The sequence below is a fragment of the Plantactinospora mayteni genome (assembly GCF_016862935.1).
GTDB lineage: Bacteria > Actinomycetota > Actinomycetes > Mycobacteriales > Micromonosporaceae > Plantactinospora > Plantactinospora mayteni.
Genome location: NZ_BONX01000002.1, coordinates 279,846 through 297,372, shown reverse-complemented (window position 1 = coordinate 297,372; position 17,527 = coordinate 279,846). Strand labels below are relative to the sequence as shown.

Annotated in this window: 13 protein-coding genes and 1 pseudogene; 5 read left to right on the top strand and 9 right to left on the bottom strand. The window is 72.3% G+C overall.

All coding sequences use genetic code 11. The features are described from left to right. Nucleotides 1-3 precede the first annotated feature (3 nt). The 3 genes from Pma05_RS01705 to Pma05_RS01695 all read left to right on the top strand — a co-directional run bounded on the left by Pma05_RS01705 (nt 4) and on the right by Pma05_RS01695 (nt 1,829). Nucleotides 4-582 carry a dihydrofolate reductase family protein gene (locus tag Pma05_RS01705; protein ID WP_203855429.1) on the top strand — a complete coding sequence of 193 codons (579 nt, stop codon included), beginning with the start codon at nt 4-6 and terminating at the stop codon, nt 580-582. Between the two features lie 50 nt (nt 583-632). Continuing rightward, the gene (locus Pma05_RS01700) at nt 633-977 is read left to right on the top strand and encodes a DUF1801 domain-containing protein (protein ID WP_203855428.1); all 345 of its coding nucleotides are present in this window, start codon (nt 633-635) and stop codon (nt 975-977) included. Between the two features lie 171 nt (nt 978-1,148). Next, complete coding sequence (locus Pma05_RS01695) at nt 1,149-1,829, top strand: maleylpyruvate isomerase N-terminal domain-containing protein (protein WP_203855427.1); 681 nt, start codon at nt 1,149-1,151, stop codon at nt 1,827-1,829. A gap of 122 nt (nt 1,830-1,951) precedes the next feature. Here Pma05_RS01695 and Pma05_RS01690 read toward each other — a convergent pair. Then, nucleotides 1,952-2,227: pseudogene (locus tag Pma05_RS01690) on the bottom strand (DUF1028 domain-containing protein); the annotation flags it as partial. Between the two features lie 99 nt (nt 2,228-2,326). Between Pma05_RS01690 and Pma05_RS01685 the strand changes: the two are divergent. After that, nucleotides 2,327-3,307: an LLM class F420-dependent oxidoreductase gene (locus Pma05_RS01685; RefSeq protein ID WP_203855541.1), complete on the top strand. Its 981-nt coding sequence runs from the start codon at nt 2,327-2,329 to the stop codon at nt 3,305-3,307. A gap of 207 nt (nt 3,308-3,514) precedes the next feature. Here the strand turns inward: Pma05_RS01685 and Pma05_RS01680 are convergent, their stop codons facing one another. The 6 genes from Pma05_RS01680 to Pma05_RS01655 all read right to left on the bottom strand — a co-directional run bounded on the left by Pma05_RS01680 (nt 3,515) and on the right by Pma05_RS01655 (nt 13,198). Then, nucleotides 3,515-5,833, bottom strand: a complete 2,319-nt coding sequence (locus Pma05_RS01680) for a transglutaminase TgpA family protein (RefSeq protein ID WP_203855540.1) — start codon at nt 5,831-5,833, stop codon at nt 3,515-3,517. A 41-nt stretch (nt 5,834-5,874) separates the two neighbouring features. Further along, nucleotides 5,875-7,029 (bottom strand): DUF58 domain-containing protein, encoded by a 1,155-nt coding sequence (locus tag Pma05_RS01675; RefSeq protein ID WP_203855426.1) that lies wholly within the window; start codon nt 7,027-7,029, stop codon nt 5,875-5,877. A gap of 10 nt (nt 7,030-7,039) precedes the next feature. After that, nucleotides 7,040-8,035, bottom strand: a complete 996-nt coding sequence (locus tag Pma05_RS01670) for an AAA family ATPase (RefSeq protein WP_203855425.1) — start codon at nt 8,033-8,035, stop codon at nt 7,040-7,042. A 52-nt stretch (nt 8,036-8,087) separates the two neighbouring features. Further along, nucleotides 8,088-10,718: a fibronectin type III domain-containing protein gene (locus tag Pma05_RS01665; protein ID WP_372441422.1), complete on the bottom strand. Its 2,631-nt coding sequence runs from the start codon at nt 10,716-10,718 to the stop codon at nt 8,088-8,090. Nucleotides 10,719-10,994: 276 nt separating this feature from the next. Beyond that, a complete protein-coding gene (locus Pma05_RS43350; RefSeq protein WP_203855424.1) occupies nt 10,995-12,290 on the bottom strand; it encodes a fibronectin type III domain-containing protein in 1,296 nt (431 codons plus the stop codon). A 329-nt stretch (nt 12,291-12,619) separates the two neighbouring features. After that, on the bottom strand, nt 12,620-13,198 hold the full coding sequence (locus tag Pma05_RS01655) for an LURP-one-related family protein (RefSeq protein WP_203855423.1): 579 nt from the start codon (nt 13,196-13,198) through the stop codon (nt 12,620-12,622). A 310-nt stretch (nt 13,199-13,508) separates the two neighbouring features. On the opposite strand from Pma05_RS01655, the gene Pma05_RS01650 reads away from it, so the two are divergent. Continuing rightward, complete coding sequence (locus Pma05_RS01650) at nt 13,509-14,597, top strand: toll/interleukin-1 receptor domain-containing protein (RefSeq protein WP_203855422.1); 1,089 nt, start codon at nt 13,509-13,511, stop codon at nt 14,595-14,597. 105 nt (nt 14,598-14,702) lie between these two features. On the opposite strand, the gene Pma05_RS01645 is transcribed toward Pma05_RS01650, so the two are convergent. Together Pma05_RS01645 and Pma05_RS01640 are read right to left on the bottom strand one after the other, a co-directional pair. Beyond that, nucleotides 14,703-15,563 (bottom strand): DUF6999 family protein, encoded by an 861-nt coding sequence (locus Pma05_RS01645; RefSeq protein ID WP_203855421.1) that lies wholly within the window; start codon nt 15,561-15,563, stop codon nt 14,703-14,705. Then, nucleotides 15,560-17,380 (bottom strand): 3-oxoacyl-[acyl-carrier-protein] synthase III C-terminal domain-containing protein, encoded by a 1,821-nt coding sequence (locus Pma05_RS01640; RefSeq protein ID WP_203855420.1) that lies wholly within the window; start codon nt 17,378-17,380, stop codon nt 15,560-15,562. The genes Pma05_RS01645 and Pma05_RS01640 overlap by 4 nt, the downstream gene beginning before the upstream one ends. Nucleotides 17,381-17,527 lie beyond the last annotated feature (147 nt).

Genomic DNA, 17,527 nt, shown 5'->3' with positions numbered 1-17,527 from the left:
ACAATGGGACGCATTGTTCTGTCCATCTTCACGACGGCCGACGGGGTCGTCGACGACCCGCAGCGGTTCACCTTCCAGTTCGTCAGCGAGGACTCCATGCGGACCGGGCTGGAGCAGCTCCGGGCCGCCGACGCGTTGCTGCTCGGCCGGGTCACCTACCAGGGGTTCGCCGCCTCCTGGCCGAACATGACCGACGAGGCCGGTTTCGCCGACAAGATGAACAGCATGCCCAAGTACGTCGTCTCGACGACGCTGAAGCGGGGCGAGTGGAACAACACCACCGTCATCAGCGAGAACGTCGCCGAGACGGTCGCGAAGCTGAAGGCCGAGGTGGATGGCGACATCCTGGTCTACGGCAGTGTCGCGCTGGTCAGGTGGTTGCTGCGCAACGAACTCCTCGACGAACTGCGCCTGGTCACCTACCCCGTCGTGATGGGCGGTGGCGTGCGCCTCTTCGAAGAGTCGGGCGAGCCGGCGGTCCTTCGGCTGGTCGGCGCGCAGGCGTTCGACTCGGGCGTGGTCGTGTTGACCTATGCCCCCAGCCGGGACGACCTCGTCGGGTGGGGACAGGAGTCCGTCTAGTACTAGCTCTAGACCCCAAGTTCTGGCGAACGGTGATGAAGGAGAAGACCGTGAGTGACATTGTCACCCAGTGCATCAACAAGGCACAGCCGTGGCAGATCGATGTGTGCGAGAAACTGCGTACGATGGTCGGCCAGACCATTCCCGGTGTCGAGGAGCGGCTCCAGTACGGCAAGCCGCACTACCTCAAGAACGGACACTACGCGGCCGTCATCGCGGTGGCCAAGGCCAAGGTCTCGTTCATGGTGTTCAACGCGACGGACATCCCCGAGGTCAAGGGACTCCTTCGGGCGTTGGGCAACGGTGAACGCAAAGCCGTCGACATCAAAGAAGGACAGGACGTCGACTACGGCGCACTTGCCAGCATCCTGACAAAGACCACGACCGCCCTGTAGCCGGCGGAGTGTGCCGCGCAGGGTCTGGTCCTGGCACCGCTGAAGCGGCACGGGCTGGTCGAGTTGGTCGAGGGGCGGCGCTCGCCATCCCTCGGCCAACCGGTCGGGAATGGGCAGGAGCGTACCGGCGCCCTCGTACCTGGCGTCGATGTGCTCTTGTAACCTGACCGCGTGCGGGTGGTCGAGGTGTTCCGGGGCGAGGCCGTCCGGCTCGCCGAGGTGCTGGTCGGGCTCACCGAGCCGGAGTTCGCCCGACCGACGCGCTGTCCACCGTGGAACGTGCGGGAGCTGGCCGCACACGTGAGCACCGGGGCCGGCCGGCTGGTCGGGATGCTGGCCGAGCCGGCACCGCCGCGCGCCGAGGTCGACGCCGCCGCATACTTCGGGCCGGCGAAGTTCACTCCCGAGACCGACACGGCCCGGGTCGACATGGCCCGCCAGGAGGGCGCCGGATTCGGCAGCGGTCGGGAACTCGCCGAGGACTTCGCGCAGACCTGGCGCGCCGCGTACGCGGCCAGCCTCGCGGCGCCGCCCGGCCGGCTGGTCCGGACCCGGCACGGCGACCCGATGACCCTGGAGGAGTTCCTGGTGACCCGGGTGGTGGAGCTGGGGGTACACGGACTGGACCTGGCCGCCGCGCTGGACCGGGAGCCGTGGCTGACCGGACCAACCGGCGAGCTGATCGCCGGGCTGTTGACCCGGGCGGCCGGCCCGGCAGCCGTCGGGCTCGCCGAGCAGCTTCGCTGGGACCGGCTGACCCTGGTCGCCAAGGCCACCGGCCGACAGCCGCTGACCGATCCGGAGCGGGCCGAGATCGACCGACGCGGGGTGCGCTGGCTCGCCTTCGGCTGACCGGCGCCGAGCGGGTCGAGTTCCCGGCCGGCGCACCCGGTGTCGAGCCGGCACGGTGCCGCACCCCGGCGAGCAGCCGCGACACCTCGTCGGCGAGGTCACCGGTCAGGTCGAGCAGCGTCTCCGGGTCCGGGCGCTCGAAGAGCATCCGGCTGCCGGTGCGTACGGCCGGAGTCGGCGGCGACCAGCTCGGCGAGTACGTCGGCCGCGGCCAGACCGGTACGCAGGAACGCCAGCCCCTGCGGCCGGTAGGCCAGGTTGGCGTGTGCCTGGGTGGCCAGCGCACCCACCTCGGCCTCGGCGGCCGGTACCAGGGCACCGACCCCGAGGAACTTGCTCGCGACCGCGACCCCGTGCAGCCGGCCGTCGTCGGATCGCGCCACGATGGAGAAGGTCACCCGGCAGAGGCTACAAGAACTCGGCCACGAGAACTCGCGCGCTCTGTTGCCCGGGCCTGGGGGAGCGGGCACCATCGACCGGTGACCATACGCTGGGGAATGACGGTGCCGCTCGGCGGCGTACCGCTCGACGGGCACGACGCGATCTACGCCGCGCTAGCCGAGGCGGGTTTCACCGACCTGTGGTCCGCCGAGGTGGCCGGCAGCGACGCGTTCACCCCGCTGGCGCTCGCCGCCGCCTGGCAACCGGCGCTGCGGCTGGGCACCGCCGTCGCCCCGGTCTTCACCCGAGGGCCGGGACTGCTGGCGATGAGCGCGGCGGCGCTGGCCGAGGCCGCCCCCGGCCGGTTCTCGCTCGGGATCGGCGCCTCGTCACCGGTGCTGGTGCAGGACTGGAACGCGACCCGGTTCGAGGAGCCGTACCGGCGCAGCCGCGACATGCTGCGTTTCCTGCGGGCGGCACTGCGGGGCGAGACGGTCGACGAGGTCTACGACACCTTCACCGTACGGCGGTTCCGGTTGGAACGTCCGCCGGCCGTACCGCCGCCGATCCTGTTGGCCGCGCTGCGCCCCGGGATGCTGCGGCTGGCCGGTGCCGAGGCGGACGGGACGGTCCTCAACTGGCTGGCCGACGACGACGTACCGAAGGTGCTCGCCGCGTTGGGGGAGCGCCGCCCCGGCTTCGAGGTGGCCGCCCGGATCTTCGTCTGTCCGACCGAGGACGCCGGGTACGCCCGGAGGTCCGCCCGTCGGCTGATCGCCACCTACCTGACCGTTCCGGCGTACGCGGAGTTCCACCGCTGGCTCGGCCGGGAGCCGGTGATGGGGCCGGTGTGGCGGGCCTGGGCGGCCGGTGACCGCCGGGGTGCCGCGGACCTGGTACCGGACGAGCTGGTCGACGCGCTGATCGTGCACGGCAGCCCGGAGACCTGCCGGGGCCGCGTCGAGCGGTATGTGGCGGCCGGAGTGGACGTCCCGGTGCTGGCCCTGCTGCCCACCCCGGAGGTGGCCGCCGGTGGTGCCGCCGCGCTGACCACCCTGATCACGCAGCTCGGCCCGGCATCCCCGACCCTGGGCTGACCCCGACCCGGGCAGCCGGTCGGCATCCCTGACTTCGGGCTGACTCTGACCCGGGCAGCCGGTCGGCATCTCCGACTTCGGGCTGACTCTGACCCGGGCAGCCGGTCGGCATCCCCGACTTCGGGCTGACTCTGACCCGGGCAGCCGGTCGGCGTCCCCGATTTCGGGCTGACTCTGACCCGGGCAGGGCCCGAGTCGGAGGGCTGGTCAGCGCCGCCAGCGGAGCGGGCCGGGGTGCAGCGACCACAGCACCCGGCGCCACCACGGCCGGTCGGCACGGAGCTTCGCCGCGTACGCCACCGCCAGCTCGCCGGCCCGCCGGGCCTGGTCGTCGGTGGCGTTGCCGGGCGCGAACGCGGCCAGGTTGACCAGCGCGGCCAGGTCGTCGACCGGGGGCGCCGCCGGGCGGACCGCGCCGGCTCGGCCCGGCCGCCCCGGCCCGATCCCGGGATCCGGCCCGGTCTCCGCCGCACCGTGCAGACTGGACCGGGCGTGCGCGGCAACCTCGGTGGCCGCCAGATGGTCCGGTACCGGCCGCCCGGCCAGGCGCAACGCGTCGGTCACCTCCCGCCAGGCCCCGGCGATCCGCTGCGCCGGCTGCCCCTCGACGAGCCGGCGGCGACGCTGGGACCGGCGTAGGCCGACGACCAGGGTGGCCAGCCCGGCGAGCAGGAGCAGCAGTCCGCCGGTACCGCCGCCGACCAGGACGGGGGTGCCGAGGCCGGCACCCCGGCCCGGGGCCGCCTGCGGGTCCGGCGTGCCGCTCGGCGTGGCCGCCGGGCTCTGCGTCGCCTCGTCCGGCGGAGGGGTCGGATCCTCCGGCTCCGGCTTGAAGTCCTGCTCGACCGGCTTGGGTCGGGTGTTCGGCTTCGGCAGCGGGTCGAACGCCACCCAGCCGAGGTCGTCGAAGAGCACCTCCGGCCAGGCGAGGGCGTCGGCGCCGCGTACCGGACCGGTGCCGGTGGGCGACTGGAAGCCGACCACCACCCGGGTGGGCAGCCCGGTCATCCGGCCGAGTACGGCGAACGCGGCGGCGAACTGCTCCGACGTGCCCCGCTGCCCGCCACCGTTGCCCGGCCCGAAGAGGAAGAAGTTGAGGTTCGGATAAGCATGTCCGCTGGGCGCGTCGGCGACCACCCGATAGTGCTCGGCGAGGAACGTCTCGATCGCGTCCGCCCGGGCGTACGGGGCGCCGTTCTCCTCGGCGAGCTGGGCGGCGAGCTGCTGCATCTGCTCCGGCGCGCCCGGCTCGACCCGGAGGAACCGGGCCACCTCGTCGCCGGCCGGTACGCTCGCCGAGGGCAGCAGGCTGTAGTCGGGATTCTCCCGTCGGGAGGTGACCGAATAACTCAGCCCCGCGGTCAGCCCCTCCGGCCGGATCAGCGTCCCGCTCTCCTGGTCGTACGCCACCCGGGCGCCGGTCACCTCGCGCGGGGTGGGTACCGCCGGCAGTAGCCGGCCGGTCAGGCTGTCGACGGTGATCTGCTGCACCACCTGCTGCACCCGGGCAGCGGGCAGCGGCTCCGGCTCGGGCAGCACCCGACCGGCGTTCCGGTAGGTCGCGCCGACCCGCCAGGTCACCCCGTCGTAGTCGCCCAGCACGGCGAGCCGGATCCGCTGCCCGGACGAGAGACCGTCCTCCTCCTCGGCACCCGGCTCCGCGTCGTCCCCGGCCGGGGTGGGCGCGACAGTATCCGCCGCCGGCGGCCCACCCGATCCGGCGGTGACCACGTCGAGCAGCTTCTGGTCAGGGTTCAGCGCCCAGCCGGAGATCCGGATCAGCGGATTCTCGTCGAGGCTGTCCACCTGGGGCGGCTGGACGTAGCGGCGCGGGTCGACCGGGGTGGTGCCGACCTGCCGGGCCACCACGGGCGCGACCACTGCGGCGAGCCCGAGCACCACGACCAGGCCCAGCGCGGTGCTGGCGAGGGTGCGGGCCCGCAGCGCGGCCCGGACTCCGGGGGCCAGCTCGCCGGACGGGTCGGCCGCTCCGCTCCGCTCCGGCCGGGCCGGCCGTCCGCCGGCGGCCAGCGCCATCGCCCCGGCGGCGGCGAACGCGACCGTCAGCCAGGGGGTCGAATCGGCGTTCGGGCCGACGACGTAGAGCGCGCCCGCGTAGAGGGCGGCGGGGGCGGTCAGGCCGAGCAGCACCCGGTCGGCCCGGACGCCGACCTCGGCACCGGCCAGCCCGGCGATCCAGGCCGCGACCAGCGGCACGATCACGGTGTCCGGCATCGGCTCGACCGGGATCAGTGCGGTGAGCAGCCGGGGAATCCCGTTTCGGGCGGCGTCCGCCGCCACGTCGCCGAGCGAGCCGGGCAGGTCGGCCCGCTGCGCGGTGAACCAGAGCGCGGCGGCGACATAGCCGAGCAGGGCCACTACCGAGAGCGGGGCGACCAGCCAGGACGGCAGTCGCCGGGCGGCCAGGCTGACCCCGACCGAGCCGACCGCCGCGCCGAGCACGAGCTGGCTGAGCAGCGGGTCGGCGTATACCCCGCCGAGCACCGCACCGGCCAGGCCGATCATCGCCACCAGGGCCAGCGGCACCGGCAGCGTCCGGAGCAATCTCACCACCGGCGGACCCCGTCCCACTCGGCCGCGAACTCGGCCCCGTCCGCCGCGTCGATCACGACCAGTCCGGCGCTGCCTGCCGGGGTCTGCCCGCCGGCTCCGAACACTCCGGCCACCACCGACGGGTACCCGGGGCGGAGCGCGCCGACATAGCCGAGGTCGGCGGCGGCGCCCGGACCGGTGAGGAAGACCAGGGTGTCGCCGAGTTTCTCCTGCCGCAGCCGCAGTGTCGTGGTGCGCAGCGGGTCGCCCTCGGTGCCCTGCGCCCCGGGCACCAGGTCGGCGGCGGCGAGCCGGTCCAGGAACTCCCCGGAGCCGTCGGAGTCGGCGACCAGCAGCAGCGTCACCGGCAGGTCCTCCCGGCGGGCGGCGACCACCACCGAGGCCGCCGCCTCGCAGGCCGACTCGAACGTCTCGGCGATCCCGTCGACCCGCCCCGGATGGGCACCGGCCCGGTTGTCCAGCAGTACGACGATCCGGGGCAGGCTGGTGTCCAACTGCTCCTTGACCATCAGCTCGCCGACCTTGGCGCTGCTCCGCCAGTGCACCCGGCGGAGTTCGTCGCCGACGACGTATTCGCGGAGCGAGTCGAAGGTGATCGACCCGTGCGGTACCTTGTCGACCCGCCCGTCCATGCTCCGGGCGACCCCGGCCGGCACCGCGGCCAGCGGGTGGATCCGGGGGTGCACCCAGACCTGCGCGGTTCCGCCGTGCGAGCGGGCGACGGTGATCAGCCCGAGCGCGTCCCGCCCGGTGACCCGCAGCGGGCCGACGGCGATCACGCCGCGCCGGATGGTGGGTACCGGATAGCTGACCGTGGTGTCCCGGCCGGGGCGCAGCCGGAGCAACGGCACCGGCACCGGGCGGGTGCCGCAGCGGTCCTCGGCGATCAGGTTGGCCGAGCGGAGCCGGGCGCTGTTGCGCACCGACAGGGTCATCGTGGCCGGCTCGCCCCGGCCCACCCGGTCGGGGTCGGCGACCCGGGTGACGTCGAGCCGGGGGCGCCAGGCGGCGTTGCCGGCGGCGCAGGCCACCGCGATGGCGGCGGTGCTGCCGAGCAGGGCGAGTTCGGGGTAGCCGAACCGGAAACCGGCGACGAGGAGGAGGGCGGCACCGACGAGCAGACCGATGCCGCGAGAGGTGATCGTCATGACGCCGGGGTCAGGTGCCCGCCGAGGCCAACTGCCCCGAGGGCAGTGGCACCGGCACCGACGCGACCGCCTGGGAGAGCACCTCGGTCGCGGTGACGCCCCGGACCTGGGCGTCGGGGGAGAGCAGGATCCGGTGTGCGAAGACGGGCTCGGCGAGCGTCTTGAGGTCTTCGGGGAGGATCCAGCCGCGCCCGTCGATCAGGGCGTACGCGCAGGCCGCCCGGGTCAGCGCGATCACGCCCCGGGGGCTGACCCCGACCCGGACCTGCGGATGGTTGCGGGTCGCCGCGGCCAGCCGGACCGCGTACGCGTAGAGCGGGTCGGCGATGTGCACCCGCTGGGCCATCCGGACCATCTCGCCGACGGTGGCGGTGTCGGTGACCGGCTCCAGCGCCTCCGGTGAGCGCCCCGGAGCGCCCCGGAGCACCTCGATCTCGACCGCCTCGTCGGGATAGCCGACGGAGAGCTTCACCAGGAACCGGTCGAGCTGCGCCTCGGGCAGCCGGTAGGTGCCGTCCATCTCGACCGGGTTCTGGGTGGCGACCACCAGGAACGGTCGGGGCACGGGGTGCCGTACCCCGTCCACGGTGACGTTGCGCTCCTCCATCACCTCCAGCAGCGCCGACTGGGTCTTCGGGGAGGCCCGGTTGATCTCGTCGGCGATGACGATGTTGGCGAAGACCGGGCCGGGGTGGAACTCGAAGCCCCGGCTGGCCTGGTTGAAGATGGTCACGCCGGAGACGTCGGCGGGGAGCAGGTCCGGGGTGAACTGGATCCGTCGCCACTGGCCGTGCACGGTCGCCGCGATCGCCCGGGCCAGGGTGGTCTTGCCCACCCCGGGCACGTCCTCGAGCAGGACGTGCCCCTGGGCGAACAGCGCGGTGAGCGCCAGCCGGACCACGTGCGGCTTACCCAGCACCACCGAACTGATGTTGTCGGCGACCCGGGCGGCCAGGCTGGCGAAGCCCTGCACATGGTGCGGGGTAAGCGGCTCGTGGTTGTTCACGGTCGTGGTGCTCCTTGTTACCGGAGGTGCTCCCTGTTACCGGATGACGCGGTCAGCAGGTCGGCAGGACGTTGATATTGTCGCCCCCCTCGAGGTTGAACCAGGCGAACGGGATGTAGTTCTGGCCCGAGTACTCCACCCGGACCCACCAGGTGCTGCGCTTGTCGTCGTTGTAGACGAAGGCGTAGACCTCTTCGCCGGACGCCTTGCAGAACGCCTTCAACCTGGTGCCCGGCTTCGCCCAGCCGACCTGGCGGTTGTCGTCCTGCCGGGTCACCGAGAAGATCTCGTTGCCGTTGCGGCCCGGGCCGTCCGAGTTGCAGTAGGTCCGCTGGTCGCCGGAGGACCCATTGTTGCAGGTCGCCACGCCGTAGACGGCGGCGGTCGCCTTGCTGACTTCGTCGGTGCCGGTGCCGGCCGCGTTGGTCGCGGCCACGGTGAAGGTGTAGTTGGTGCCCGGGGCCAGCCCGGTGACCCGGATGCTGGAGCAGTTGCCGTTGACCTTGGCCCGGCCGTCCGGGGTCACCGAACAGGCCGCCGTACCGCCGCCCTGGTCCACGGTGAAGTTGACCGTGACCGAGGTGGCGTCCGCGCTGGTGCCGGTGATGGTGACCCGGGGTTTCGCGACCGTTTGGGCAGTGTCGGTGGCGGCGGCGCCCGGACCGGCCTCGTTGACCGCCTGCACCCGGACGGTGACGTTCGCCCCGTCACCCAGCCCTCCCACGGTGGCCTGGGTGTCGGTCACCTCGCTCTTCTGACCGCCCGCCTCGACCACGTATTTCGTGATCGGCCGGCCGTTGTCGGCGGGCGGGCTCCAGGTCATCGAGATGGTGCCGCGCGAGCCGGCGACCGTCTTCGCCTGGAGGCCGACCGGCGCCGCCGGGGTGGTGAACGGGACGACACTGTTGCTGGCCGGCGACGCGGCCGAACCGGCGCCCTTCTCGTTGATCGAGACGACGGTGAAGGCGTACTGGTTGCCGTAGTCGAGTTCGCCGGCCGGGATCACCAGCTCGGTCTTGGTCGACTCGCCGACCGGGGCGTTGGCGCCGGCCGAGATCGCGGTCACGGCGTACTTGTTGATTTTGTAGCCCTGGCCGTTGGCGGCCGGCCACTTGACCACCACCGTGCCGTCCGGCCGCTCCTCGGCGGTGACACTGGCCGGCGGATCCGGCACCTCGGAGGTGGGCACCACCGGGTTGCTCTTCTTCGCCGGACCGGCGCCCTTGGCGTTCACCGCGTGCACCGAGAACTGGTAGGTCTCGCCGTTGGTCAGGCCGGTCACCTCCAGCGAGCGCTGGTTGGCACCCACCTGGAAGGTCCGGCCGGCGCCCTCCACCACATAGCGGGTGATGGCCGCACCGTTGGCCGCGGCGGGTCGCCAGCTCACCCGGGCCTGGGCGTTGCCGGCGGCGGCGGTGACCGACTTCGGTGCGCTCGGCTTGCTGATCACCGGCTTCGGCGGCGGCGGGGGCGGCGGCGGGTTCGGCGGCGGGTCACCACCGAGAACGTCGTTGGCGTACTTGTTGACTTCCTGAACCTGGTGCTTGTCGTCGATCACGCGGGCGACGGCGGAGTTCGGGGCGTTGATGAAGAGGCGGTTCTCCCGGACCTCCAGCTCCAGCGGGCCGTTGGCGCCCGGGATCTCGATCTTCTCCAGCAGCTTGCCGGCGGGGTCGAACGAGTAGACCGTGCCGGTGTCCTCGTCGGCGCAGTAGAACCGGTCCGCCCAGGCGACGGCGGGGCTGAGCCGGGTGCCGGCGCCGGGCACCTTGAACTGCTGCCCGACGGCGCCGTTGTCGGCCACCACGATGTTGCGGTCGTCCAGCACGGTCACCGGTACCCGGAGGCCGGTGGTCCGGGGCGGCATCGCGCCCGGGCCGGTGAGCGGCAGCTTGACCGGCCGCTTGTCCTTGCCGCGCAGCGTGGTCAGCGTGCTGGTGGTCCGGTCGAGCACCGCCACGCCGTCGTCCAGAGTGGAGAGGACCAGCTCGTGGCTCGGGTCGGCGACCGCGTCGTTGAAGACCTGCTCCGGGTTGACGCTGCCGCCGGCGCCGCCGCTGTCGGACTCCGGGAGCGTGGCGGCGGTGATGGCGGAGATGGTCCCCTCGCTCGGCACGCCGATCCAGAGCCGCCCCGTACCGTCGAACTGGCCGCCGGTGATGCCCGGCGGATAGTGGATCTGCTCGCCGACCGGGGTCAGTGACCGGGGGTCGAGCTGGCGCACGATCCCCTGCACGGCGTCGACGACGAACGCCGCGTCCTCGTGCAGGGCCACGTTCACCCCGAGCCCGGCGGTGGTCTTGGTGGTCGCCACGATCTGTAGCGTGGCCAGGTCGAGCGAGCTGACCTGGCCGGTGTTCAGGTCGCGCAGGATCAGCAGCCGGTCGGTCTGCACGACCTGCATCTGGTGGCTGCGCCCCTGCGGGATCTGCACCCTGGTGTCGACCCGGCCGGTGACCCCGTTGACCCGGGCCACCTCGCTCTTGGTCATGCTCCACAGCCAGGAACTGGCGTCGAAGTTGGCCACGGCGTTGTCGGCGGCGCCAAGGCCGAGCACGGTGAGCCCCATCGCGGCGGCCAGCGCGGCCACGGTGGCGATGGTGACCAGTCCACCCCGGAGCCGGGACCGGCGGCGGGCCGGGGGCGCGCCCGGCGGCACCCCGGCGGGGTCGGCCCCGCCGATGCCGTCACTGCCTGTCAAGCCGTTGCCTGTGGTGACCACAGCCGGCCGCCTCCCCACCCCGTGGGCGGTCGTGTCCGACCGCCGTCGTCAGCGAATCTTTCCCGAAACCGCGTGCCATCATAGGGCCCGGGCTTTGTCTGCGGGTACCCGGAACGTGCCGTTGTGGACGGACGCGGCGCGAATTGTGGATAAGCCCGGCTGCCCGTCACCGTTTCCGCAGGTAGATGCGGTCGGCCTGGGCGGGTCGGCGCAGTAGGAACGGTTGTCGAATTGTGATCAGCGTGGCGTCGCCCCGGCACCGTCCCGCTTCGTGCAGGCAAGATCCGAGGGAGCGAATTCGTTGGTCGAATAGACGGCGAGCACCGAGAAGCAGTAATCGAGCTTGGGGTTCAGGGCGTTCACCTTGTATGTGGTCTCGCCGGCACTGAGCGTAATCATCGGCTTGGTCTGCTGGCCGGCCCGGGCGCCCGCCACGACGAACGGCACGGTCCCGCCGCTCGGGTCGGTCCAGCTGACGGTGATCGCGGTGCCCTCGTCGCGCAGCTTCACGTCGGTCGGTGGCTCACCGGCGACGATCGGCTCGCCGCGCTCGTCGGTCGGCCCCGGATCCGGCGAGCCGCTCTTGTCCACCAGCACCGCGACCACCACCACGATCGCGGCCACCACCGCCGCGGCGGCGGCGATCGCGGCGGCCACCGTCGAGCCGCGACCACGGTTCGGCTCGGCGGCCGGTGCCGGCGCGGCCGGGGGCGGGGTTGCCGCGATCACCGGGTACGACTCGAGTTGCGCGACCGACTGCGCCGAGTACGGCGGGTACGTCGACGACGCCCGCTCGGCGGGGCTCGGGGCGTACGGCGAGGCCAGCGGTTCGGCCGGCTGGCCGGACACCGGTGAGGTGGCCACCGGCTGGTACAGCCCACCGCCACCACCACCGGCCGGCCCGGGCGGTGCGGACAGTGGCGGTGCCGAGAGCGGCGCCGGCGGTGCCGAGAGCGGCGCCGGTGGTGCCGACAGTGGTGCGGGCGGTGCGGAGAGCGACGCGGGGGGTGCTGACAGTGGTGCGGGCGGTGCCGAGAGCGACGCGGGCGGTGCTGACAGTGGTGCGGCGGGTGCCGGCGCGACCGGCTCCGGGGCGGCTCCGCCGGGTGCCTCGCCGAGGTAGTCCCGGGCCGCCCGGACCTGCCAGTGGTCGTCGCCGAGCACACCCGGCCCGAGCGAGGCGACCCGACCGAAGTTGCGGCGTGCCTCGTGCCGGTTGCCCAGCTCCTCGGCGACGACACCGAGTTCGAAGGTGAGCGCCAGCATCAGCGGATCGGCCTCGCCCCACCGGCGCTGACCGTCGACGAGCGCCTCTTCGAGCAGTCGTCGGGCCGCGGCCGGGTCGTCGGCCTCCCGGTGCCACTGTGCGAGTACCCCGACGGTGCCGAGCACCTCCGGATGGTCCTTGCCGTACGCGGGCCGGGCCGCGTCGAGTGCCTGTGCGAGCAGCCGTCGGGCACCCGGATCGTCACCGCCGTCGCGAAGCGCCCGGGCGCGGCCCTGTACGGCGGCAAGTTGTGGAGGCTGAGACACGCCCGCCATGCTGCCCCCTGGACGGGGTGCCGCGCCAGCCGGGACCCCGTTCCGCCGCGCCGTTCCGAACCGGTGTCGGATCCCGTCCCGCCGGGTGAACGCCGCTGACCAGGGCAGATGAGGACGCAGATCGGTTCTGGTCGAAGTTTCGCGCCACCCGCTCGGCATCCCGTCCCTCGGCCGCCGGTCAGCTCCGGTCGCCGGCGGTCGACGCCGATCGGGGCGGACGGGATCGGGGCGTACGGGGATCGGGCCGTGACCCGGATCCGGTGGGGCCGGAGTGCACACGTCGGCCCCACCGGCGGGTTTCGCCCGGTCGGCTCGCCGGGTCAGCGGCTCTGCAACGCGTCCAGGCCGACCGCCATCGCGATGACCAGCCGGCGGTCGAGCTGCGGCAGGTGGATGTCGACCACGTACCGGTCGCGCAGGCCCCACTTCTTCACCACCGAGAACGCGGGCTGGCCGCCGATGGTGAAGTCGAAGTGGTACGGCAGCCAGGAGAGCGAGTCGATGAACCGGCGCAGCAGCGCGACCGGGAGGCTGCGCTCCTGGCCGGTGGCCTGCCCGAGGCCGGGCTGCTCGACGTGCCAGGTGGAGCGGAGCAGCGACGCCTTGAAGTCCTTGCGGAACAGCCCGACGGGAGTACCGGCGGCGTCCGTCACGTCGTACGTCGCGCCGAGGTCCATCACCTGACGGGCCTTGAAGCCGAGCACCGGCTGCTGCTTGGTGTCGTCCGTGTAGAGCGTCACCTGCTCCTTGAAGGCGAGTCGCTTCTGCTGGGCGAAGGCCAGCAGTCCGCCCTCGGACCCGTCCGGGTTGACCGCGTGCACCTCGTACTGGTTGACCATGAACCGGATCCGCTGCCGGACGTGGAACTGGCGCTGGGACTGGAGCACATCGAGCTGCATGACTGGGTTTCCTTTTTCTGTGGGGGTGTCCGGCGTGGTGCGGCCGGGGTGAACTGCCACCTGGTGCGCGGTGGCGCAGCCTCGGAGTGTGGCACAGCGGAGCGACCGTCCGCCTGCCCGCCCAGGAGGCGAGTGCGCGACCCCTGCGGCACCGATCCCGACGAACGGCTCCGGGCCGGCTGCGAACGTCGCCGAACCGGCGACCATCGTGCCAGTGGTTCCCATCGACGGACGCCGGTTGGCCTGCTTGGATGGGGCGTCGGTGCGATCCCGGTCGGCAGCGCAGCCGTGAAGAGGGAGCAGGGCAACAATGACCCACGATGACCGTTGGGACTTCTTCATCGCGTACGCGACCGCGGACCGCGCCGCCGCGGAGGAACTGTTCGACCTGCTCAGCCCGCCCTTCCGGGTCTTCCTCGACCAGCGGAGCCTACTGCCCGGCGACGACTGGGACAGCTCGCTGCCCGAGGCGCAGCGCGGGGCGGCGATCACCCTGGTGTTGATTTCCGGTGGTACGGACCGCGCCTACTACCAGCGGGAGGAGATAGCCCAGGCCGTCGAGCTGTCCCGTCGGGACGACGGCCTGCACCGGGTGGTGCCGATCCTGCTGGACGAGACGGCCGGAGCCGCCCAGCTTCCCTACGGTCTGCGGCTCAAGCAGGCCATCCCGGTCACCACCGTCGGCGGTCTGTGTGAGGTCGCCGAGCGACTCCGGAACACGCTCCGGCACCGCCTGGCGCTGCCGCCCGCCGAACTGGTGCGCCGGTACGAGGAGCGGACGACGGTCGAGCGGGCCGTCCGGCTGGTACCCCGGGACGGCTTCGATCCGTCCGGACGGCTCGGCCTGGTCAGCCGCAGGTACGTCTTCGTCGGCGACTACGAGGAGCAGCGGCACCGTACCCTGCGGCAGATCCTCTCCAACCTCTGGATCGGCGACGCCTTCGAGCAGGTCGACAACTCCAACGGTCCCTGGCTGGCCCTCACCTTCGAACTGGGCGAACTGAACCGCCGCAAGATGGACCTGCTGCCGGCCACCTGGAAGGCGGCGTTCCGGATCCTCTCCGATCCGACCCGGGCGGCGTGCTTCGAGGCGACCGACGAGGAACGCACCCTGCTCGGCCGCCCACCCCGGAACTACTACTCCGACGACCAGCAGGCGTGGTATTCGAGCTGTACGACCCGGGAGCGCAGGTACACCCCGAAGGGGACCGACTATTTCATCCGGGAGGTGTTGGGGATCAGTTGGCTCTGCTTCACCGGTACCGGGATCACCCAGGGGGCCCGGAAGTCGAGCGGGCTGCCGTCCCGGATCTTCTTCGTCCGGAACCTGCCGCTGCACAGCATCGACTACCAGGTCCAGGACCTGGGCGTACCCGACGACGACGTCGTGCTGGACTAGAGGTTTTCGAGTTTATGGTGGTAGACAAAGACTGATGGCGTGGTCGTGGGCGGGGGGTGGCGAACCTGCCGCCGAAGCCGCTGACCTCGTGGTTACGGACCAGGTTCACCCGGAGGTGAACACCTGGGGCGCCGGGTCGGGGTGGGGTGCCGGCTCCTGCCGTGCGGCGAGTTGCCTGAGTCGCTCGTGGGCGTACTCGCAGACGACCGCGTGCTCGTAAACCGCCTGCGGTACGTCGACGCTGCTGTCCACGCGTACTGCCGGGGTGCCGGAGCACCAGCGCAGGAACGTCGCGTCTCCGGTCAGCTCGGCGAGGACGGCGAGCAGCGAGTCGTCCAGCCGTAGCGAGTGCACCGCGCGCCGGTACTCGTCGTCGGTCAGGCAGAGCGCGAACGGGATGTTCATCAAGCACAGTGCCGTCTGGATGTCGAGCCGCGCCAGCCGGGGCACCCCGGGCGACGCGTCGACCGCCGGCACGGTGAGCATGGAGAAGTCGAGCACCTCCGGTCGGGCCGACCGGCCGCCGAGGCCGAGCCCGGTGAGCACGGCGTAGACGTTCAGGTCGTGTTCGATGACGGCGGAGTCGCCGAGTCCGGCGAGGGTTGTCGGGCGCAGGGTGACCTCGTCGACGCCGGCCGGGGCGGCGTTGCGTACGACGAAGTTGAGCAGGTTGGTCTCCACGACGAAGTGCCGGATCAGCAGCGCCCCCGCGGTCGGCGAGACGAACCGGCGAAGGAACCAGACGCACAGGGTGTCCATCGCGGAGTGCCCGGACACCGGAACGGGAAGGAGTCGCTTCCCGATCCGGATCAGCGTGACGGCCAGCCGGGACAGCGGGCGTACCACCGGATAGAGCCACCGTCGCGAGGGCCGGCGCTGGTCCGCCACGACCAGCGCCAGGGTGGCCCGGTCGAACGGTACGGTCGGATCAGCCAGCACCACCGTCCAGATGCTCGGCCCGGTCATCCGGTCACCTCCGCCAACTGCCAGGCGTAGAGCCGCGCCACGACCTCGGCTGTCCGCACGATGCGCTCCGCGCGGGCGCGGTCGACGATGTCGGAGCGCAGCATCCGGGCCAGCTCGGCGAAGTGCTCGTCGTCGGCCGAACCGTGGTACCGCAGGAACCGTGTCTGGTCCTCCCCCAGATCCAACTGCTCGCGCAGCCGGGCCGCCCAGTCGGCGGCGAGTGCGGCGCCGAGACCCTCGATGATGAACATCGCGCCGAGCAGGTCCACCGGGTCGGGCTGACTGGCCTGGTGGAACATGTACGCCGACAGCGCCTCGGAACCCAGGTTCTTGCGACCGTGGCGGATCTCGTCCAGGTCGCCGCCGAGTGCACAGAAGTCCTGCTCCAGCAGGCGAAAATCGCGATGCTCCTCGGCGGCGTGCCGGATCGCCGCGCTGCGCAGGTCGAACAGCTCCGCCGAGAAGTTCGACGCGGCCCGGCTGATCCACCGGCCGCCCTCCACCACCTGCTGCCGCAGGTGCAGCAGCAGCGCACGGTAGTCGTCGACGGTCGCGGTGCCGGCGTCGATCCGGCTGACCAGCGGGGTCTGCCGGACCCGGCGTTCGAAATCGGACCAGACCCGGGCCAGTTCCATGACGGTCCAGCGCACCGTGTCGGTGTCCGCGGTGTCCGGCTCGCCGAGTGGCGACCGGGTGACGATCGGGGCGGTCCGCCCGGTCGGGGCGGCCCCGACACAGGTCAGATGGGCGAAGGCGAACGAGAACCGGCCGGACTCCGGCACGATGAGCAGGATCCGGTCACCGGGCCGGAACCGGCCGCCGTGCCAGGCTTCCTCCAGCATCACGAAGATGCTCGCCGCTCCGGTGTTGCCCCTGGTGTGCAGGTTCGTGAACCAGCGCTCCTCCGGGATCAACAGGTCGGCACCCCGCAGCAGGTCGAAGATCTCGCCGCGGAAGTGCTCCGCGCTGTAGTGGCACAGCACGTGGTCGACGTCGCCCGGCCGGAACCGGCCCTGGCGTACCAACTGCACGAACTCGCGCAGCCCCAACTGGAACAGCCGGGGCAGCGCGCGTACGTCCTGGCGCAGTCGCAGCATGCCCTCCCGGTCGGCCTCGGCGGCGTCGGGCAGTTCCAGCCAGCTCCGACCGCCGGCGCCGCCCGCCGACATGCAGACCGGGTACTGGTGCGCGTGCGAGACCAGGTGCGTCCAGTCGACCCGCAAACTCAACCCGTCCGAGCGGGGTGCCGGTTCCACCACGACCGCACCGGCACCGTCGGAGAGCGTCCAGCGCAGGAACTCCGCGTCGAAGTCCGGCCGGCCGCCGCCGTACCGGCGCTGCCGTAGCGACCGGCTGACCAGTTCCGAGCCGACCACCACGGCGTTGTCGTGCTCGCCGAGGCGCACCGCCCGGACGGCCGCCGTCAGGGCCGCCATGCTCGACGCGCAGACTCCTCCGGCGGCCAGGAGTTCCAACTCGGTGCCGCCGAGCCTGCCGTGCACCATCGAGGCGAAGCCGGGTACCAGCAGATCGCCCTGGGTGGTCCCGGCGGCGAGCATCCGTAGTGACTCCAGCGGCAGGTCGCGGTGCTTGAGGGCCCGCCGTACCGCCTCTGCGGCGAGTTCCTCGTTGAGCATCGTCGGCTCGCCGCGCTCGTCGAGCGCGTAGTGCCGGGTACGAATTCCGTTGGCCGCCAGCACCCGGCGCCGCCACGCCGCTCCGGTGCCGTCGCTGCCCAGCCGTGCCGCCATCTCGTCGTTGTCCACGGGCTGGCCGGGCAGGTACGCGCCAGCAGCCGTGAGGTACGCGTCAGCCATACCAACTAGCAGGCCACCCGGGACGACCCGGCGCAATCCCTGCGCGAACTCAGCCGCCCTGGTAGGCGATACTCATCCGGCCTCGGCCTGGACCACTACGAAGGCCGCACCTGGCCATGCGGGCGCATGTTCCCGATGAGCCCATTC